The organism is Actinomyces qiguomingii (assembly GCF_004102025.1).
GTDB lineage: Bacteria > Actinomycetota > Actinomycetes > Actinomycetales > Actinomycetaceae > Actinomyces > Actinomyces qiguomingii.
In genome coordinates this window covers 1,192,068-1,211,539 of the sequence record NZ_CP025228.1, presented here as the reverse complement: position 1 = coordinate 1,211,539, position 19,472 = coordinate 1,192,068, and the positions used below count along the sequence as shown (strand labels likewise).

The 19,472-nt window shown below is 68.3% G+C and carries 15 protein-coding genes; 9 read left to right on the top strand and 6 right to left on the bottom strand.

Going from position 1 to position 19,472, the window contains the following annotated elements; translation table 11 throughout:
* Positions 1–71: 71 nt before the first annotated feature.
* On the bottom strand, positions 72–1,730 hold the full coding sequence (locus CWT10_RS04930; RefSeq protein WP_103063543.1) for a hypothetical protein: 1,659 nt from the start codon (positions 1,728–1,730) through the stop codon (positions 72–74).
* Positions 1,723–2,406: a nicotinate-nucleotide adenylyltransferase gene (gene nadD, locus CWT10_RS04925; RefSeq protein WP_269843785.1), complete on the bottom strand. Its 684-nt coding sequence runs from the start codon at positions 2,404–2,406 to the stop codon at positions 1,723–1,725. Before nadD ends, CWT10_RS04930 begins: the two co-directional genes overlap by 8 nt.
* Positions 2,407–2,745: 339 nt before the next feature.
* Between nadD and CWT10_RS04920 the strand changes: the two genes are divergently transcribed.
* The 9 genes from CWT10_RS04920 (at position 2,746) to CWT10_RS04880 (ending at position 14,436) form a co-directional block, all read left to right on the top strand.
* Complete coding sequence (locus CWT10_RS04920) at positions 2,746–4,059, top strand: anaerobic C4-dicarboxylate transporter family protein (protein ID WP_233188200.1); 1,314 nt, start codon at positions 2,746–2,748, stop codon at positions 4,057–4,059.
* A gap of 296 nt (positions 4,060–4,355) precedes the next feature.
* Positions 4,356–5,720 carry a glycosyltransferase family protein gene (locus CWT10_RS04915; protein WP_128683291.1) on the top strand — a complete coding sequence of 455 codons (1,365 nt, stop codon included), beginning with the start codon at positions 4,356–4,358 and terminating at the stop codon, positions 5,718–5,720.
* Positions 5,717–6,934: a glycosyltransferase gene (locus CWT10_RS04910; RefSeq protein WP_103063541.1), complete on the top strand. Its 1,218-nt coding sequence runs from the start codon at positions 5,717–5,719 to the stop codon at positions 6,932–6,934. Before CWT10_RS04915 ends, CWT10_RS04910 begins: the two co-directional genes overlap by 4 nt.
* Complete coding sequence (locus tag CWT10_RS04905) at positions 6,934–8,055, top strand: glycosyltransferase family 4 protein (protein ID WP_103063540.1); 1,122 nt, start codon at positions 6,934–6,936, stop codon at positions 8,053–8,055. The genes CWT10_RS04910 and CWT10_RS04905 overlap by 1 nt, the downstream gene beginning before the upstream one ends.
* Positions 8,048–9,925: an ABC transporter ATP-binding protein gene (locus CWT10_RS04900; RefSeq protein ID WP_233188199.1), complete on the top strand. Its 1,878-nt coding sequence runs from the start codon at positions 8,048–8,050 to the stop codon at positions 9,923–9,925. Before CWT10_RS04905 ends, CWT10_RS04900 begins: the two co-directional genes overlap by 8 nt.
* Positions 9,912–11,114, top strand: a complete 1,203-nt coding sequence (locus CWT10_RS04895; protein ID WP_103063538.1) for a phosphotransferase — start codon at positions 9,912–9,914, stop codon at positions 11,112–11,114. The genes CWT10_RS04900 and CWT10_RS04895 overlap by 14 nt, the downstream gene beginning before the upstream one ends.
* Positions 11,111–12,196 (top strand): phosphotransferase family protein, encoded by a 1,086-nt coding sequence (locus CWT10_RS04890; protein ID WP_103063537.1) that lies wholly within the window; start codon positions 11,111–11,113, stop codon positions 12,194–12,196. Before CWT10_RS04895 ends, CWT10_RS04890 begins: the two co-directional genes overlap by 4 nt.
* 117 nt (positions 12,197–12,313) lie before the next feature.
* On the top strand, positions 12,314–13,777 hold the full coding sequence (locus CWT10_RS04885; protein WP_244936778.1) for a sensor histidine kinase: 1,464 nt from the start codon (positions 12,314–12,316) through the stop codon (positions 13,775–13,777).
* A complete protein-coding gene (locus CWT10_RS04880; protein ID WP_103063535.1) occupies positions 13,774–14,436 on the top strand; it encodes a response regulator transcription factor in 663 nt (220 codons plus the stop codon). Before CWT10_RS04885 ends, CWT10_RS04880 begins: the two co-directional genes overlap by 4 nt.
* Before the next feature lie 78 nt (positions 14,437–14,514).
* Here the strand turns inward: CWT10_RS04880 and CWT10_RS04875 are convergent, their stop codons facing one another.
* The 4 genes from CWT10_RS04875 to obgE all read right to left on the bottom strand — a co-directional run bounded on the left by CWT10_RS04875 (position 14,515) and on the right by obgE (position 19,446).
* Entirely contained in the window at positions 14,515–14,973 is a 459-nt protein-coding gene (locus CWT10_RS04875; RefSeq protein WP_103063534.1) for a hypothetical protein, read from the bottom strand.
* Positions 14,974–15,031: 58 nt separating this feature from the next.
* Positions 15,032–16,345, bottom strand: coding sequence for a glutamate-5-semialdehyde dehydrogenase (locus tag CWT10_RS04870; protein ID WP_103063569.1), 1,314 nt, complete (start codon positions 16,343–16,345; stop codon positions 15,032–15,034).
* Positions 16,346–16,681: 336 nt separating this feature from the next.
* Positions 16,682–17,878: a glutamate 5-kinase gene (gene proB, locus CWT10_RS04865; protein WP_103063533.1), complete on the bottom strand. Its 1,197-nt coding sequence runs from the start codon at positions 17,876–17,878 to the stop codon at positions 16,682–16,684.
* On the bottom strand, positions 17,875–19,446 hold the full coding sequence (gene obgE / locus CWT10_RS04860) for a GTPase ObgE (RefSeq protein WP_103063532.1): 1,572 nt from the start codon (positions 19,444–19,446) through the stop codon (positions 17,875–17,877). The genes proB and obgE overlap by 4 nt, the downstream gene beginning before the upstream one ends.
* Positions 19,447–19,472 lie beyond the last annotated feature (26 nt).

The window sequence follows — 19,472 nt, the reverse complement described above, 5'->3', positions numbered from 1 at the left end:
TGCCGATCTACGGACCTGTGCATCCGGGCCAACGAGTGTGGCCAAGCCGACGCCACAGATCTGCGCCCCGGCTAGATGAGCAATCGTTCCCAGTCGCCCGCTACCCGCGGCACGGAACCGATGATGCCGTTGTTGTACAGGAACCAAACCACGGCGAGCACTACCAACGCCAGGACCACGGCGAGCAAAATAATCAGCAGTGTACGACCCGCACGTGAGCCGCCTTCAGCCTGAGCCTCCGACTCACCGGCAGCGGCGCTGGCCACGGCGGGTGACTTAGCACTTCGGCCGCCCACCGGCCCGCGCTCAGCCCGGTCGGCGGCATCTGCTGCCGAGTCCATGTCATTCAGGGAGCGCCACTGGGGATTGTCGATACCGCCGTAGACCTCGGCGTCCGCTTCCTCGGCGTCCGCTTCCTCAGCGTCCGTCTCGACGGCGGTGCTCTGCCCATCCTCCGCGTCCGACTCCGCGTCTTCCGTATCCGGCTCCACGTCGGCGCTGTCGGTCTCATCCGCCGTATCAGGAACGGCCTGCGGAATTTGCAGAGCGGCATCCGGCTGGATCACGGGCTGAACCGAGCTCAATTCGCCGGTATCCGCATCCACAGTACGCACGCCCTGGGCGGCGGCCGGGATCGGCACGATCGGTCGGCGCGGTGGCACCGCCGTGCCGACCCGTTCGGAGTCCGGACCCGAGTCGGCAGACACGACGGCGGCGTCCTGAGCCAGCTTCTCTGCTCGGGCATCGGCATCCTTCTCTGCTCGGGCATCGGCGTCGTCGGCGCTGCCGGCGCCGTCGGCACCTGTGGAGACCACATCCGTTGGGGCAGGGCCGGACCGGACCGCCGGGACGGACTCTGCCGTGGACTGTCCGGCCTCATAGGCGGCCAACCGATCCGTGAGGGTACGACGTACCGGGGCCGGACTGGGCGCTGCGGGAGGCGTCTGCACGATCGGCGCTTCCACCGCCCCCAGCACACCGGTAGGCAGGTCAGATATCTCCTCGATCTGCGCGTCGGTCAGTCTGGCATCCGCCACCTGGGGGGAGGCGGTATCGGACTGTCCCGCGGGGACGTCGTTCTTTGACGTGCTGGAGCCCTCCTGCTCTGGCTGCGCGGGCCGCTCCGGCTGCGCGGGCCGCTCCGGCGTGAGGGCCGGAGCGGAGGGGGCTACCTCCGCCAGCGTTGGTGGTTCCGGCCGTGCCGGCTCCGCAGCGGCGGGCGCGGTGTCGACCCGGACCGGATCGGGGCTGAGCGCGGGCTCCGGCGTACGCGCCTGCCTGGTCGGCAGGCCACCCCCGGCAGCCGGCGAGTCCGCGCTCGCAGCGGCGGAGACCTCCACTGCGGGCTCCGCCGGACTTCCCGCAGTCGCCGGAGTCGGCGGCGTCGTCTGCCCGCCCGGCATGCCGTCGGCCGGGGCGGGCGTCCCAGCGGTGTGATGGCCAGCGGTTTCGGGGACGGGCGAGTCGATTACTGGCTGGTCGGCCAGCGGATCCTGAAGGGCACGCGCCTGCTCGGGGGTGATCTCCCCGGCCTTCAACGCCCGCTGCAGCGCCTCCGCCTCCTCGCGCAGACGCCGCATCTCCCGGCGGGTGAGCAGCGGCTGCTGTCCGGTCAGGATGGCTTCGCGCTCCGCGGCGCGCTCCGCCTCACGCATGGCGCGACGGCTGCGGCGTGGGCCGGCGCCCGCTGATCCGGAGTCGGGCTGGTTGACGTCGGTGTTCTCACTCACCGTCGTTCTCCTTCCTCAGGGACTGCTCACGCGCGACATGGGCGGTCATCGATGTTGTCGACGTCGACCGCCCGGGCACGCGGTACAGACCGTACTTGCGGATGTACTGGACCACGCCGTCGGGAACGAGGTACCACACGGGACCACCCCGACCGACCCGCTCACGGCAGTCGGTCGAGGAGATCGCCATGGCGGGCACCTCCACCAGCGAGATCTTGTCCGCGGGCAGGCCGGTATCAGTGAGTACATGACCCGGCCGGGTCACCCCGACCATATGTGCCAGGGAGAGGATCTCCTCGTTGTCCTTCCAGGTGAGTATCTGTGCCAGGGCATCCGCACCGGTGATGAAGTACAGCTCGGCGCCCGGATACTCCGCCATGATGTCGTGGAGCGTGTCGATCGTGTAGGTCGTGCCGCCCCGGTCGATGTCCACTCGGGAGACCGTGAAACGCGGGTTGGAGGCGGTCGCGATCACCGTCATCAGGTAGCGGTGCTCGGCCGGTGAGACCCGTCGATCCTTCTTGAAGGGCTGCGCCCAGGTGGGAACGAAGATGACCTCATCCAGACCGAAGACGTCCTGCACCTCCGAGGCGGCCACGAGGTGGCCGTGGTGGACGGGATCAAAGGTGCCACCCATGATCCCTATGCGCAGGGGACGCGCACTGCTGCCACTCACTGGCGCCCCTCCACGTTGTCGCTCTCCACGGGTTCTCCTCCGGTTCGTTCCGTGCACCGACTGCGCACGGACATCTACATACTGCCACGCCGCGGCCGTCGAAACCGATTCTCACACGCTGCGTTCCGATGTTGAGGCATCGTCGACGACCAACAGTCATGACATCCGGATGCCCAAAATACACACAGCAAAGACGATTTATGTCTACCATCACAGCAGGTTGCCTTCATCCTTCCCCGGAGGACGCCCTGCTGGCGTCCCTGCCCCGACAGGGACGCTGACGGTCTGCCGGGCGACCGGTTGAGGGCAGCAATGTCCCCCCGTCCCGAAAGGAGATCGATGATGATCTGGTTCCATCTGGCCGTCGTCTTACTGTTCATAGTCATCGGTGCCCGTATGGGAGGTGTCGGCATCGGTCTGGCAGGCGGCGCCGGCATCCTCGTGCTGGTGGCAACAGGCGTGCACACCTCAACCGAGGCCGCCCCCTGGGAGGTCATCGGCATCATCATGTCGGTGATCTGCACGGTCGCCGCGCTACAACTCGCCGGCGCCATGGACCATCTGGTTCATCTCACCGAGGTCCTTCTACGTAGGCACCCCAAACAGATCGTGTTCCTGGCGCCGATCGTCACCTACCTGATGTCCCTGCTGTGCGGCACCGGACACACCGCCTACTCCGTCATCCCGGTGATCGTAGATGTCGCCAAGGGGCACGGCATCCGCCCCTCGCGTCCGTTGTCCATCGCCGTGGTCTCCTCGCAGGTCGGCGTAGCCGCCTCCCCCATCTCCGCAGCCATGGTGGCTCTCGTCGTCGCTCTGGAACCGATCGGTATCGGTTACCTGCAGTGCCTGGCCATCGTCATCCCCACCACTTTCATCGGCTGCATGGTCGGCGCCGTCGTCGCCTACTTCCAGGGCTCCGAGCTGGAGGACGACCCGGTTTACATCGAGCGCAAGGCCAAAGGCCTGGTCAAGCCCTCCGCCGCTGCCGCCTCCGACTACAAGGCAGCCCCCAGCGCGGTGCCGGCCCTGACCATCTTCATGATCGCCCTCATCGTGGTGGTCACCTATGCCACCGTCGCCTCTCCCGAGCTGAACATCATGTCCGCCCCGCCGATGGGCTCCACCCCGGCGATCATGACGATCATGCTGGCCACCGCCGCGATTATTTGCGCCGTAGCGAAAAAGCCCACCGCACAGATCGCCACCCAGGACACCTTCCGCGCCGGCATGACCGCCGCCGTGTGCATCCTCGGCCTGGCCTGGCTGGGCAATGCCTTTGTCAACCACTACGAGGAGACCATCTCCGACGCCCTGTCCGGCCCCTTCCAGGCTGCGCCTTGGCTGGTTGCGGTCTTCTTCTACTTCGCCGCGCCGCTGATGTTCTCCCACGCCGCCACCACGCGCGCATTTATGCCGCTCATGGTGGCCCTGGGTCTGCCGGGCACGGCCCTGCTGGCCTCCTATCCCGCCGTGGCCAACTACTACCTGCTGCCCAACTACCCGACCACCGTTGCGGCCATGGAGATGGACGACACCGGCTCCACCCGGGTGGGCAAGGTGGTGCTCAACCACCCCTTCGTGCTTCCCGGAACCGCCGCCATCATCGTATGTGTGGCGCTGGGATTCCTAGCCGCGCCGTTCGTCGTGTGACCCGCGTGGCGGTAGGCGGATCCGCTTGAAGCTCCGCCCCGCGTATCGCGCCTTCCTCGGGGGCGCCCAGGCATTGATCTGGGCGCCCCCGAGTGCGCCCGCCACGACGACGGCGAGTCAGCGGACCGGCTCGGAATCGGCACGATGTCCATGGACCGGGCAAGCGGACGGAGCCGGCGGAGAACAAGGTTCGGCGTCGCCTTAGAGAATTCTCATCGTCATCTCACCCCCAGCTGTTGGGCGGGCGGGAGTCTGGTAACGAAGTCGCCACCAGGCGACCGGAAAGAAGACTTCTCATGACTCGCATACGCCCCCTATCGCTGCCCCTTAACCCGCCGCATCCGGGAAGCAACCCGGCCCCGGCGGCGCTCAGCCTGGCCCCCGACCCGACGCCGATTTCCGCGGCACCCACCCTGTCCCCCACTCCGGCGCCGGCGCACACACGGGCCTTGGCACGACCTGCCGCACCGCGTTCACTACGGGTATTGCTCTACAGCCATGACGCTCAGGGCCTGGGTCACCTGCGTCGTAATCTGGCCCTCGCGCACCGGCTCGCCAGCGATCTACCCGCACTGACCGGCGCCTCGATCACCGGCCTACTGGTGGCCGGAGTATCCCCCTCCCCCGGCTTCTCCCTGCCCGCAGGCTTCGACTGGCTGGTGCTGCCGGGCTTCACCAAGGCGCCCGGCGGCTACCGGCCCCGCGGGTTGCGCGGCACCCCCGACTCGCTGGCGACGCTGCGCTCCGGTCTGGTGGCCTCCGCCCTGCAACGCTTCGCGCCCCACCTAGTGATCGTGGACCGCCACATCTACGGGGTGCGTAAGGAGCTACGCGCCCCACTGCGGCACCTGCGCGCCGTCTCCCCCGACACACGTATAGTTCTAGGGCTGCGTGAAGTGTTGGATGCACCGGAGGTGGCCGACGCCGAATGGCGCAACCTGGACACCCCCGGCAACCTGCGCAACATCATCGACGAGGTCTGGGTCTACGGAGACCCCGCCGTGCACAATCCCGTCGCCACCGGCGAAGTTCCCGCCTCATTGCGCGACCGCGCCGTGTTCACCGGCTACCTGGCCAATGGCCGCAGCCTGCTGGACCGCGGTCGCTGTGAGATGTCCGAGCCCTTCGTCTTGACCACAGTCGGCGGCGGCTCCGACGGCTTCGAGCTCCTGCGCAGCGCCGCCCGCATGACCCCTCCCCCCGGCTACAAGCACGTCCTGGTCACCGGCCCGCAGCTGGAAGAGAACGGATTCGACGCCGTACAGTCGGTGGCCGGTCCCGACACCGAGGTGCACCGCTCGCTGCCCGGGCTGAGCCGATGGATCGAGCGCGCCTCCGCGGTGGTAGCCATGGGCGGTTACAACACCGCCTGCGAGATCCTGGCCACCTCCACTCCCGCCCTAATCGTCCCCCGCGAGCAGCCACGCCGGGAACAGCTCATCCGGGCCCGCGCTCTTCAGGCGGTCGGTGCCGTCGACTACGTGCGCACCGAGGAACTAACTGCCCGTGTGCTGTCCGACTGGGCCGCCCGCGCGGTGAGCCGACGCGTGCCCCGCACCGGCCTGGAAACCGACGGACTGCCCGCGGCGGCCCGCCGCGCCGCCGCCCTGCTGCAAACCCAGCTCGATTCCACACCCGCATTCAAGGAGATGGCCTCATGACCCGCATCGGCTACGTCCTCAAGGTCTACCCCCGCTTCTCGGAGACCTTCGTAGTCACCGAGATGCTCGCCCGCGAGGCTCTGGGCGACGACCTGACCATCTACGCCCTGCGTCCCACCACCGACTCCCGCTTCCACCCCGAGATCGCCCGCATTCGGGCGCAGGTGAACTGGGTGCCGCGGCCACGCCGCGCCGTCGACATGTGGGGGCTGCTGGCCGGTTCCCTCAAGGAGCCGGACATGCGCACGCACCTGGCCGAGATCCTGCCCGCCGTGGCGGATCTGCCCGGTGACGAGGTCGCCCAGGGGGCGGCGCTGGCCCGCAGCGCCCGTGACGCGGGCATCACCCATCTGCACGCCCACTTCGCCTCTCTAGCGGGCCGCACCGCCTGGATCGCCTCCCGTCTGAGTGGCATCCCCTACACGGTGACGACCCACGCCAAGGACATCTACCACGAGTCCGTCAGCCAGCTGTGGCTGCGTCGAATCTGCGCCGACGCCGATCGCGTGATCGCCATCAGCCACTACAACCAGCGCAACCTGCACTCACTGCTGGCAGGCACCGGCGCCCGCATCGAGCTGCGCTACAACGCCCTGGAGCTGGACCGCTTCCCGTTCCGTCCACCCGCACCCGCCGACGGTCCCCTGCGTATCGCGGCGGTGGGCCGGCTGGTGGCCAAGAAGGGCTTCGACGACCTCATCGACGCCGTCGGCATCCTCACCCAGGCCGGCGTGCCCGCAGTGTTGGACATCGCCGGTGAGGGAGAGGAACGCGACAACCTGGCCGGACGCATCACCGCCCAGGGCCTGGCCGACCGGATCAACCTGTTGGGGCCGCTAACCCAAGAGGAGGTGCGCGCCCTGCTGGGTCGCGCCCAGGTGTTCGCCGCCCCCTGCAAACCCGCCGATGACGGCAATATCGACGGCCTGCCCACCGTGGTGCTGGAGTCCATGGCCTGCGGCACGCCCGTGATCGCCACCGACGTTTCCGGATTGCCGGAAGTGGTGCGCGACGGCGACACCGGGATCCTGCTGCCGCACAGCAACCCGCAGGCGCTGGCCCGCGCCCTGCGGGAGTTGGCGGAGGGAACCGTCGACCCGCAGCCATTGGCCCGCAACGCCCGCGCCCTGATCGAGCGGGACTTCGACTCCCGCACCCAGGCAGCGGCCCTGTCCGCCTGGCAGTCCACCCCAGAACTTCAGGAGATTCACTAATGCGTATCGTCTACATCTGCGCCGACCCGGGTGTGCCAGTATTCGGCTCCAAGGGCGCCTCCGTCCATATTCAGGAGGTGGTACGCGCTCTGCGCCGCGCCGGCCATGAGGTGAGCGTGTACGCCGTGCGCCGCGGCAACCTGGTACCCGAGGACCTGGCCGACCTGCCCGTCAACATCGTCCGAGTCGAGGCCACCGACGCCGCCTCCCGCGAGCGTGCCCAGGCCGAGGCCGCCGCCGCCTTGGCGGAGCTGGCGAAAGAGGCGGGTGCAGACCTGGTCTACGAGCGCTACTCCCTGTTCTCCACCGCCCTAGCCACCCTGGCCGACGCGGGCATCCCCGGGGTGCTGGAGGTCAACTCCCCACTGATCGACGAGCAGCGCCACCACCGCAAGTTGGTGGACGAGGCGGGGGCGCTGGCGGCCCTGCGTGCCCAAGTCACTGCCGCCAGCACCACGGTGTGCGTCTCCGAACCGGTGCGCCGCTGGGTGTGCGGTCACGTCGCCGCCCCGCGCGCGGTCACCATCCCCAATGGTGTCAACCTCCGCCGTCTTGTTCCCTTCCCGGAAGATCCCGACGGAGTCATCGTCACCTTCGTGGGCACGTTGAAGCCCTGGCACGGCGTGGCGGATCTGTTGCAGGCCGCCTCCCTGGCGCGGGAGGACTGGAGCCTGCGCATCATCGGGGACGGACCGGAGCGTCAATCCCTGCTGACCAAGGCACAGCAGCTCGGCCTGAAGGTCGACTTCCGCGGCGCCCTGGCCCCGCAGGACGTGCCCGCCGCACTGGCGGGAAGCGCCATCGGGGTGGCGCCCTACCCGGACCTGGGCGGGGAGGACGAGCAGTACTTCTCGCCGCTGAAGGTGCTGGAGTACCTTGCGGCCGGCCTGCCGGTGGTCGCCTCCGCCGTCGGTCAGCTGCCGCGGCTGCTCGACGGCGTCGGAGTGCTGGTCCCGCCGTCGGACCCCGCCGCTTTAGCCGCCGCGCTGGACGCACTCGCGATCGCCCCCCAGCTGCGTGCCCGCCGGGGCGATCTGGGACGGCGTCGCGCCGAGAAGCACCACAGTTGGGAGGCGGTCGTGGCCCAGATACTCAACCAGGCGGAGGTACAGCATGTCTGAACCCCGGATGAATCGTTCCGCACTCAGCCGTACCCTGCGGCTGATCGCGCCGGATCTACGTCCGCAGGCCAAGCTGGTAGCCGGGGGCACACTCGCCCTGCTGGCCGAGGTGGTCTTCCGAGTGATTGAGCCGTGGCCCATGAAGATCGTCATCGACTCGGTCCTGTCCTCCCTGGGGGCGGAAACCGGTTATGCGCCGGCCAGTCTGGTGCGACTGCTCGGGTTGGGGGCCGCGCTCGTCGCGATTGTCGCCATGCGGGCCCTATGCAACTACCTGGCCACAGTCTCCTTCGCGCTGGCCGGCTCCCGCACCGCGATTGCGCTGCGGCGCCGCGCCTTCCACCACGTGCAGACCCTCTCCCAGCAGTTCCACTCCCACAACCGCTCCGCCGACACGGTTCAGCGACTCGTCTCCGATGTCACTCGCATGCAGGATGTGGCCGTGACCGCCGGACTGCCGCTGGCGGCCAATGTGCTCACCCTGACGGTCATGCTCGGGGTGATGGTGTGGCTGGACCCGCTGCTGTCGCTGGTGGTCGTGGCCGCAATCAGCCTGTTCTTCATGACCTCCTCCGGCAGCTCCAAGAAGATCACCTCCGCGGCCCGCCGCACCCGCAAGTCTGAGGGGCAACTGGCCAACACCGCCCAGGAGGCGCTTAGCACCATCAAGGTGGTGCAGGCATACGGGCTGGAGCCGATCGTCGAGGACCGCTTCGTCAACGCCAACCAAACCTCCCTGCACGCCGGTGTGCGCTCACTGCGCCTGGCCGCACGCCTGGAGCGCACCACCGACGTGATCGTAGGCCTGGCCTCCGCAGTGGTTCTGGTGGGCGGCGGACTGCGGGTTCTGGCCGGGGCCATGACCCCCGGCGACCTGGTCCTGTTCAACACCTACCTGCGCACCACCATGAAGCCACTACGCGATATGGCCAAGTACACCGGCCGCATCGCCCGGGCCGCCGCCTCCGGGGAGCGGGTGGCCAACCTCATGGACGTGCACCCGGACATCATCTCCCCCGTTGATCCCGTGCTACTCGGGCACGTGCGCGGCTCCTTGACCTTCGAGGACGTGGTCACCGAGTACGACGGCCACGAGATCCTGCACGGCGTCAACCTGCAGATCAAGGCCGGCGAGCATGTAGCCATCGTCGGCCCGTCCGGATCCGGCAAATCCACCCTGACCTCCCTGGTGGTGCGGGCAATCGACCCGATCGACGGCAGAGTGCGCCTGGACGGCCACAACCTCACCAGCCTGGAGCTGACCGAGCTGCGCTCGCACATCTCCGTGCTGCATCAGGAGGCGGTGCTGTTCGCCGCATCCGTGCGGGACAACATCCGCATGGGCCGCCCCGAGGCCACCGATGCGGAGGTGGAGGCCGCGGCGGTGGCGGCCGGAGCGCACGAGTTCATCAGCGCCCTGCCCGACGGCTATGACACGATCGTAGGGGAACGCGGCGGCACACTGTCCGGCGGCCAGCGCCAACGCGTCGCCATAGTGCGGGCGCTGCTGCGCAATGCGCCCGTCGTCATTCTGGACGAGGCGACCACCGGGCTGGACCCGACGTCGTCGAACCTGGTCCTGGACGCCGTCGACCGGCTCTCACGCGGCCGCACCCTGCTGGCCGTCACCCACGACTCCGAGGTCGCACTGCGCTCGGACCGGGTGGTGTGGATCGAGGACGGCCGCATTCGACTCGACGGCCCCCCGCAGCAACTGCTCGACGAATCACCGCTGTTCCGGGCGTGGGCCGCCGCCGGCGCCGCCCAACGGGAGCTGCTCACCAACACCGGCCCGGGAGGCGACCGGACCGAAACCCATGTCAATGATCAGACCGAGGACATGAACAGGAGGACCCATGTACGTCAGTAGCACGCGCAGCGCCGTCGACACGGTGCTCAGCCCGGACCGACTCAGCGAACTCGTGGGCTTCTCGGTGCGGGCAGCGCGGCTGCGCATAAAACCGGGGGTGTCGGTGACGGTGTCCCTGCTTCGGTCCGACACCGGACGCAGCGCCGGCTGGGCCCGACTGCTGTGGCCGGGCAGCCGCGTCAAGGCGGCCAAGGCAGCCCACCGTGCCAACCGACTCGGACTGCGCACCATCCAGCGTGACACCGGCGACGGCCTACTGTTCCAGACCGGCGAGGTGGCCGCCGACCCGACGCTGGTCAAGCACGCCGCCGCCGCCCGTGAGGCCGGGCTCCTGGGAGCCCTGGAGGGGAACCTGCTGCGTTACAACCCACTGCGCCGCCTGGTGGTCCGCACCTCCCAGGGGGTGGTGCGAGTCACCGCGGCCTCCCAACGCAGGGCCAACGCCCTGCAAGAGTTCGTATCCCGGTATCTGCCGGTGCCTTCACAGCTGCCCGTTCCGGACGCCACGGACACCGCTCATCTCAGCCTCCAGCGCTTCGTCGGCGACACCGACCTGAGCCGCCACCACGATCCGACGGCCACCATCCGGGCCGGCGCCGTGCTGGCCGCTCTGCACGCCGCCACCGATGAGCTGTCCGGGCCTATGCGCCGGGACCTGGACAATAAGGTCCCCAGCGCCGGGAACCTGGCGCTGGTGCACACCCATGTGCTCAACCACCTCGATCCGACACTAGCCGCCCGCGTGCGCCGACTCGGCGAGGCCATGCCGCCCCAGCCACGCGGAGAGTCGGTGCTAGTCCACGGGGACGCCTCCCCCGACCAGGTGCTCCTGGACCGGTGCACCGGCCGGATCTGGCTGACCGACTTCGACCGGGTCCGGCTCGCGCCTGCCGCCGTAGACCTGGGCTCCTACCTGACTCAGACCGATTCGACGACCGCCCCCGCCCTGCTCACGGGTTACGCCGAGGCCGGGGGGCGGGTTCCTAGCGACACCCAACTGCGGGGGGCCGTAGCCCGGGCCCGCTTGGAGCGTCTCCAGGATCCGCTACGCCACGGGGACCCCCACTGGCGCCGCCGGATCGGAATCGAAATCGACCGTATAGAAGCGCTGTTGGAAGCTCCACCCGGACAAAACGGATGGCAGTGGGAGAGGAGCTTGAACCGCATGCAATCAAAGGAGGCGTCATGAGCGCCGATATGGATCCCCACACGGTGGCATCGCCGCCCGCCATGACCGCACTGCGGGACCTGGCCGGGTGGGAGCGCGCCTGGCCAGATAAGGACCGGGGCCTGGTCTTCGAATGCCGCGACTCCTCGGGGCACCTACGCGCCGGAAGGATCAATGCCGCCGGACAGGTCGACACGCTCCCCTACGCCCAAGATCCGGCCCTGCCCGACCTGTCCACCCGCCTGGTGGCCCCGCACGCCGAGGGCCGCCTGGTGGTTCACCGGGCAGGGCGCCGCGCCGTCGTCATGGGCACCGACCGGGTGCACAAGCTGGTACGCGTCGGGCGGGCCGAAAGACTAGCCGATCCGCGGGCGGCAGGTCCCTTCCTGCGGGCGGGCCTACGGACCGCCGAGGTTCTGGCCCGCTCCGAGTCCAGTGTGCACCTGGAACTGCTGCCGGGTCGTTCCCTCCACGAGCTGTCGGATGCAGGACTGGCGGGCTGGGAACGGCTGACACAGCTGTGGCCCGGCGTGATCCGTCCCGAATCGCTGCCGGAACACACCGGAGCCGACGAGGCCGCGGTTATGCAACGCTGGCACCGCCGCGCACTCAGGCTGGGCGCAATTGACACAATCGGGGCACAGGACGAACTCCGCCCCGCCCTGAGCGCAGCCATCGACACGGTTTCGGCTCTGCTGCGCAAGCCCGGAGATCCGCCGGCCGCCTCGCACCGGGACCTTCACGACGGCCAACTGCTATGGGACGGCACGGTGCTTTCACTGCTTGATCTGGACACCGCTGCCCTGGCCGAACCCGCCCTGGATCTGGGCAATCTGGCCGCGCACGTTGACCTCGCGCGCGCCCAGGGCAGACTCGGCGCTCAGGCACACACGCATGTAGGTAGGCTCCTGGACGATCTGGCGCAAGACCTGGCGTCCGTACCCAGATTGTCCGCCTACTACCTGGCTTCACGGCTGCGTTTGAGTTTCGTGCACGCCTTCCGCCCCGGCGCGCAGCAGTGGCTACCCGCCTGGACGGATGAATCCCTGCACCTAGCCGCCTCACCCGACCGCGCCTGGGCGGCCCGCATCAGGGAGGGATAGATGTACGCACCGTTCGCCACCGCCGGGCCCGGCCCCACCACGAGTTCACAGCACGAATGGGGGCCTAAGGGGCCCAAATGGAAGCGCGAGCCCATCCGCGGTTGGCACAATGGGCTCGTGAAGGTCACCGCCCCGTTCGCCCGGGCGACCATCCGCACCCGGATCATTTGGACGATCTTCCTGGTCGCCTCGGTCGCTCTGGTGACCTCTGGCGCAGCCGTGTGGATGCTGGATCTTCGTTCCATCCATGACGACATTGACAACCGTCTGGTTCTCACCCGCCAGGAGCTGCGGCGCCTGGCTGAGGAGGGCATCGACCCGGCCACCAAGGAGCCGTTGACCGAGCCAGCCCAGACACTGCGCGTCTATATGGAGCGCTCGGTACTGGGCTCCGGGGAGGGACAGCTCGGCGTTGTTGAGGGCGCCGTGCAATGGGTGTCGGCCGAGGGGATCGTACTGCGTCCGGAAGACGATCCCGAACTGGTGGATCGGCTGCTGGCCGAAGCAGAAGGCGACATCTCCACCATCACCACCATTGACACCGCCCGCGGACACTACCGAGTACTGACCGTGCCGGTGACGGACGGGAACACGACGGCGGCCCTGGCGCGCGTAGTCGACCTGAACACCGCTGAAGCGGGCCTGTGGCGCACCATGCGCATTTACGCCTCTGCCGCGGCCGTGACCATGATGCTGGTGGCGGCACTGGCGTGGTTGGGCATCGGGCGGCTGCTGCGGCCCATATGGGAGCTACGCAACGCCACGGAGTCGATAGATGAGCGCGACCTGACCACCCGGGTGCGAGTGCGCGGCCATGACGACCTGTCGGCGCTGGCAGCTGCCGTCAATCACATGCTGGACCGGGTGCAGCGTGCGGTTGAGGCCCAGCGGGAGCTGCTCGACGACGTCGGCCACGAACTGCGTACCCCCATCACGGTGGTGCGCGGCCACCTGGAGCTCATCGACCCCGACGACCCCGACGACGTTAAGCAGACCTCGGAGTTGGTCCTGGACGAACTCGACCGGATGGTTGCGCTGATCGGTGACCTGCTTGATCTGGCCCGAAGTTCGCAGAGCGACTTCGTCACCCCCGAACCCACCGACATCGAGGCCTTGACACTGCAAGTGTTCGACAAGTCCTGTGCCCTAGGGGAGCGGGATTGGCAGTTGGGCGGATGCGCCACCGGAACGACTGAACTGGATCCGGCGCGCATCACTCAGGCCTGGTTGCAGCTCGCGGCGAACGCGGTGAAGTACTCCGAAGAGGATTCGCAAGTGGTCATCGGTTCGGAGATCAGCGGGTCTGAACTGTTCCTATGGGTTGAGGACGAGGGCATCGGGATAGCCCAAGAGGATATGGAACGCATCCGGCTCAGGTTCGCCCGAACCGCGCAGGCCACGCGCTACGCCTCAGGCGCCGGCCTCGGCCTGAGCATCGTGGACAGTATCGTGCAAGCTCACGGCGGACGTATTGCGGTTTCCTCCGAGGTTGGGAGAGGATCGGTGTTCACGCTGCGCATTCCCCTGACGACCGCCGACGAGACGCGGTCGGTGCAGCTGAAGGAGTCTGATAAGACATGACCACCGTACTGATAGTGGAGGACGAGGAGCGCATCACCTCATTCCTCACCAAGGGACTCAAGGCCGCCGGATTTGTGCCCAAGGTTGTCGACAACGGTACGGACGCCGTGGAGATGGCCCTGCTCGGGGATGTCGACATCATCCTGTTGGACGTGGGGCTGCCGGACATCGACGGTTTCGAGGTGCTCGAACGTCTGCGCGGACAGGGGGTGACCACGCCGGTGATCATGCTCACCGCCCGTTCCTCCGTCGCGGACCGCGTAGCCGGGCTTCAGGGCGGTGCGGACGACTACCTGCCCAAGCCCTTCTCCTTCGACGAGCTCGTAGCCCGGATTCGACTTCGGCTGCGCCCCCGCGAGGCGACAGCCAGCGAACCGGGAGTACTGGAGCACAAGGATCTGGCGTTGGACATACGTGCGCGCCGGGTGCAGGTGGCCGGGGAGTGGGTCGACCTGTCGGCAAGGGAGTTCGCGCTCGCCGAGATGTTCATGCGTCACCCCGGGCAGGTGCTCAGCCGCGAACAGCTGCTAGCCAATGTGTGGGGACTCGATTTCGATCCCGGTTCGAATGTGGTGGACGTGTACGTCTCCTACCTGAGAGGAAAACTCGGCAAGCAGCGACTGGAGACGGTCCGCGGCGTCGGCTACCGGCTCATCTGATGCCGCTACCGCCCCTGCGGCACCACCGGTTGTCCACCCCACCCACGTTGGGGCGAACGCGGCCAACGCGACTGGCGATCAGTCGTCGTCGTCATCGTCGTCGTCATCATCATCGTCATCGTCGTCGTCGTCGTCATCGTCGTCATCGGAGCTGCGATTCGTGTAGCCCGTGTTGCCGCCACCGCTGTTGTTCCACGTGCCGGAGTAGCCGGACCCGGAACCTCCCTGAGGCGAGACGTCCTGCGGCGGTGCCTGCTGCACGACCTCCGGGCCGCCGGCGCCGTTATCCGTGGTGGTCGAACCACCACTATTAGAGTCCGGTGTGGGCGAGGGTGAGGGCGAAGGTGATGGCGTCATCAGGGGTCCGGCGCCGCGACCGACCTGCACGGTCGGGGTGATGGGCGGAGTCATGGCGATGCCGGGCTCGTCGTCGAGACCGGCGGGTCGACGTAGGACCAGAATGGCCACACATACAAGTAGAACTGTGGCAGCGGCGGCAACCAAGACCGCCAATAGTCTGCCTCGGTCGGGGTTCATGGCTTTGTCTCCTGGTGGTCGGCCCCGGCGCCGAAGGGCGGCGGAGCGGGGAGTCGGGTCATGGACGCAGGTGTCCGCGACCCTCGACGATCCATTTTATGGTGGTCAGCGCCGCCAGCCCCATGGGGCCGCGGGCGTGCAGTTTCTGCGTGGAGATTCCCAGTTCGGCGCCCAGACCCAGCTGTCCGCCGTCGGTGAAGCGGGTTGAGGCGTTGACCATGACCGCGGCCGAATCGACCTGGTCGATGAACTGGTTCATGGCAGTCACGTCCTGCGTCAAGATTGCCTCGGTGTGTCCGGTGGAGTATGCGGCGATATGGGAGATGGCGTCGTCAATGGTGTCGACCACTCGCACCGCCAGATCCAGGCTGCCGTACTCGGTCTGCCAATCCGCCTGCGTCGCCTCCACCAGTAGTTCCGCGTGGCCCTGCGCGGCAGCCTGTTCTTCCAGATAGGCGTGCGCGGCGGCGTCGGCGTGCAGGGTAACGCCGCGCTCCCACAGGGCGTGGGCCGCCGACGGCAGGTAGGCGGAGGCGGCCGAACGGTGCACGAGCAGTGTCTCCGCGGCATTGCACACACCCACTCGCTGAGTCTTGGCGTTGATGATGATGTCTACGGCGCTGGCCAGGTCGGCCGCCGCATCAACATACACATGGCAGTTGCCCGAGCCGGTCTCGATTACCGGCACGCTGGATTCCTCCACAACTGCACGGATCAGGCCGGCTCCGCCGCGCGGTACCAGTACGTCGATCAGACCGCGGGCATGCATGAGGGCCGTGGCGCCGGCCCGGCCCGCCGGGTCAATGGTGGTGACCAGGTCGGCGGGCAGATCCGCGGTCTCCAAGGCCTCACGCAGCACGGCGATGATGGCGGCGTTGGTGTCCGCGGCCGCACTGCCGCCCCGCAGCACTACGGCGTTGCCGGATTTCAGGGTCAAGGCGGCGACGTCCACCGTGACATTAGGCCGGGCCTCGTAGATCATTCCGACCACGCCCAGGGGCACGCGTACACGGCGCACGCGCAGTCCATTGGGCAGGGTTTGTCCGTCAACGATCTGACCGACGGGATCGGGCAGGGCGGCGATCTCACGCAGGGCGTCGGCAATTGCACCCACACGCTCATCGTCAAGGGCCAGGCGGTCCACAAGTCCCGGCTTCATGCCGGCCTGCCGGGCACGAGCCAGATCCTCGGCGTTGGCGACGAGAATCGGCTCGGTACGGGCCACCAGTGCATCGGCCATGGCGTGCAGCGCCGCATCCTTACGCTCACGGTCGACTCCCGCCAGGGCCCGCTGAGCCTGACGGGCGGCGCGGGCGGTGGCGGCGACGAAGGCTTCGGCGTCGTTGGCGGCATCTACGGGTGAAGTCGTCATGACACCAGACTGTAGTCCCCGTCGCGCCATGCGGGTAGGCACGGACGATAGCAAACGCTCACTGAAGACGCCGAGTCCGAACATAGCCTCATTCCTCGGCTGCACAATGGCTCGGGCAAGTCCAATCTCCTCTAACAAGGACTTCCGCCCCAGTGCCGAGCGCCTCGCACGCGTTCAGTATTTTCACCTCGTCCCCCAGAGCAATGCCAGCCCCAGCCTGACCCGCCCTGTGGCCCGCTGGGCCGCTATGCGGGAGGAACTCCTAGCGACGTCTCCACGCTGAAATCTCGCACGTCTGGGAACAGACAACCCGGGCGCGGGCCCACTGCAGCGGTCTCAACCGCCCGCGGTGCGCGGCAGCTCCGCCAGGTCGTCGCGGTGCACCACCGGGGCCACATGGTCACCGGGGGCGGGAGCACCGCGGCCCCGGGCGTCAAGCACCTCCTCGATCTCAGCGGCCGCATACCGGCAGATGCCGCGAGCGAGCACACGCTGCGGCCCCACTATCTCCACCACGGAACCAGACTCGAAGTCCCCGTCCACACCGACTACGCCAGGCAACAGTAAGGACTTCTTGCCCTCGGTGACCGCCCGGGCCGCCCCGGCATCTACCAGCACCCGCCCCTCGGGCATGGAGGCGTGCGCCATCCACAGGCGTCGACTGGAACGATGTGGACCGGTGGGGTCGAACCAGGTTCCCAGATCCTCCGGGATGGTGGATCCGCCCAGCAACTGCGGCGCATCGTCGGCATCGGCAACGATAGTGGCCGTGCCGGAGGCGCAGGCGATGGTCGCGGCCTGCAACTTGGTGGCCATACCACCGGTTCCCAGGGCGCCGGCATCGCCGTCCACCCGTACACCGGCCAACTCGCCACTGCCGACCACATGACGCACGGGGCGGGCACCGGGCGTGCCCGGGCGGGCGGTCCACATGCCGTCCACATCGGTGAAGAGAATGAGCACGTCGGCGGTTACCAAATGGGACACCAATGCCGCCAGATGATCGTTGTCGCCCAGGTTGAACTCGGCGGTGGCCACGGCGTCATTCTCGTTGACAACCGGAACCGCCCCCATGGACAACAGGGTGTCGAAGGTGGCGCGCACAGTCCGATAGTGGCTGCGCACGGCCACGTCCTGGGCCGTCAGCAGCACCTGCGCAGTCACAACCCCGTAGGCGCTCAGGGCCGTCTGCCAGCGGGACACCAGACGACCCTGACCCACGGAGGCCGCCGCCTGCAGTAGCCGCAACTCACTAGGCCGGCTATCCAGGCCCAGCGGCACCAGGCCGGCGGCAACCGCCCCGGAGGAGACCAGGACCACGTCATACCCGCGCCGCCGCATACCCGCCAACAGGCCGGCCAGGATGTCGATACGGTTCAGGTCAAGTCCTCCGTCGGAGCGAGTCAGTGAGGAGGAGCCGACCTTTAAGACCACACGGGCGCCGTCCGGCAGCGCCTGCGGGCGCCGTCCGGCCGCACCGTGCGCATGCGTGCTCCGGAAGGTGTCCGCAGCGTTCCCGGGGGTGGTGGTCATGCGTCCTGACCCCACTCCCAGTCCGCGGCATCGGTCCACAGCCCCTCCTCAGCCTCATCTCGCAGCTGTTGGCGGGCCGCCTCCTTAGCGTCCATCCACTCGTGGTAGCGCTCACGGCGTTCGGCGTTGGTGCGGCGGTGACGGTCTTCCAGCCGGGCGTCGGTGCCACGAGCCCCCAGAAGCTCAGCACCCGTAGTCACCGACGGCTCCCAGGTGAAGATCACGCCGCCCGAGACTTCGCCGATAAGCACGGTGTCCCCGGCATGGGCGCCGGCCTTGGCCAACTCATCCTCAACGCCTCCGGCGGCGAGCCGGTCGGCCAGGTAGCCGACCGCCTCATCGTTGGAGAAGTCCGTCTGTCGCACCCAGCGCTCGGGTTTATCCCCACGCACCTGATAGACCGTGCCCTCCGCGGGATGCTGGATGACCTCTACGGTGGCGGTCGGACGCCCGCCACGGCGTCCGACCGGGGCCGGACGGATGACGGGCCGGATCTGCGCGGAGGCGTCAGGAGCCTGCCTGCGGGCGCGCTCGACCAGTTCGGCCAGGGCGAAGGACAACTCCGACAACCCCGCATGGGAGACCGCGGAAACGGTGTACACGGGCAGTCCCCTGCCGGCCAGATCCGCTTCCACCAGCTCGGCCAGGTCGGCGGCCTCGGGGACGTCGACCTTGTTAAGCACCGCCACACGGGGACGGTCCATGAGCGGCGGCAATCCGGTGCGACTCGGGTCGGCCTCCTCATGACCGAGACGGTCGGCGTAAGCCGCCAGTTCGGTCTCTATGGTGTCCAAGTCACTGAGCGGATCGCGCCCCGGCTCCAGGGTGGCGCAGTCCAGCACATGCACCACCACGGCGCAGCGCTCAATGTGCCGCAGGAACTCCAGCCCCAGCCCCTTGCCCTCGCTGGCCCCCGGGATCAGCCCGGGCACATCCGCCATGGTGAAGCGGAGCTCGCCGGCCTCCACCACACCCAGGTTGGGAGTCAGCGTGGTGAACGGGTAGTCGGCGATCTTGGGACGCGCGGCGCTCATCGCCGCGATCAGGGAGGACTTGCCGGAACTGGGGTAACCGACCAGGGCGACGTCGGCCACCGTCTTCAGCTCCAGAACGATGTCCCGCACCTGGCCGGGCTCACCCAGCAAGTGAAATCCGGGTGCCTTGCGCTTGGGGGAGGCCAGGGAGAAGTTGCCGCGGCCGCCTGGCCCGCCCGCGGCGACGATAATGCGTTCGCCAGGGCTGGTCAGATCCGCCAGGACGCCTCCCTCGGCGTCCTTGACGACGGTGCCCAGCGGCACCGGCAGCACCAGGTCCTCGCCATCGGCTCCGCGGCGCCAACCGCCCTGGCCGGGGGCGCCGGAGCTGGCGCTGCGGTGGGGCGAGCGGTGGTAGGTCAGCAGCGTCGTCGCGCGCGGATCGGCGGTCAGGACGACGTCGCCGCCGTGACCACCGTCACCGCCGTCGGGGCCGGCCAACGGCTTGTACTTCTCGCGATGGATCGAGGTGCAGCCGTGACCGCCGTCGCCGCCGGCGACGTGCAGGACCACGCGGTCAATGAAGCTGGGCATGGGCTTCTCCTCGGGCTGGGCGGGGC

Bases quoted from the DNA above. Each gene is read 5' to 3' on its own strand.
- CWT10_RS04920 (WP_233188200.1), top strand. From the start codon at position 2,746: ATGATGATCTGGTTCCATCTGGCCGTCGTCTTACTGTTCATAGTCATC.
- CWT10_RS04915 (WP_128683291.1), top strand. From the start codon at position 4,356: ATGACTCGCATACGCCCCCTATCGCTGCCCCTTAACCCGCCGCATCCG.
- CWT10_RS04910 (WP_103063541.1), top strand. From the start codon at position 5,717: ATGACCCGCATCGGCTACGTCCTCAAGGTCTACCCCCGCTTCTCGGAG.
- CWT10_RS04905 (WP_103063540.1), top strand. From the start codon at position 6,934: ATGCGTATCGTCTACATCTGCGCCGACCCGGGTGTGCCAGTATTCGGC.
- CWT10_RS04900 (WP_233188199.1), top strand. From the start codon at position 8,048: ATGTCTGAACCCCGGATGAATCGTTCCGCACTCAGCCGTACCCTGCGG.
- CWT10_RS04895 (WP_103063538.1), top strand. From the start codon at position 9,912: ATGTACGTCAGTAGCACGCGCAGCGCCGTCGACACGGTGCTCAGCCCG.
- CWT10_RS04890 (WP_103063537.1), top strand. From the start codon at position 11,111: ATGAGCGCCGATATGGATCCCCACACGGTGGCATCGCCGCCCGCCATG.
- CWT10_RS04880 (WP_103063535.1), top strand. From the start codon at position 13,774: ATGACCACCGTACTGATAGTGGAGGACGAGGAGCGCATCACCTCATTC.
- CWT10_RS04875 (WP_103063534.1), bottom strand. From the start codon at position 14,973: ATGAACCCCGACCGAGGCAGACTATTGGCGGTCTTGGTTGCCGCCGCT.
- CWT10_RS04870 (WP_103063569.1), bottom strand. From the start codon at position 16,345: ATGACGACTTCACCCGTAGATGCCGCCAACGACGCCGAAGCCTTCGTC.
- proB (WP_103063533.1), bottom strand. From the start codon at position 17,878: ATGACCACCACCCCCGGGAACGCTGCGGACACCTTCCGGAGCACGCAT.
- obgE (WP_103063532.1), bottom strand. From the start codon at position 19,446: ATGCCCAGCTTCATTGACCGCGTGGTCCTGCACGTCGCCGGCGGCGAC.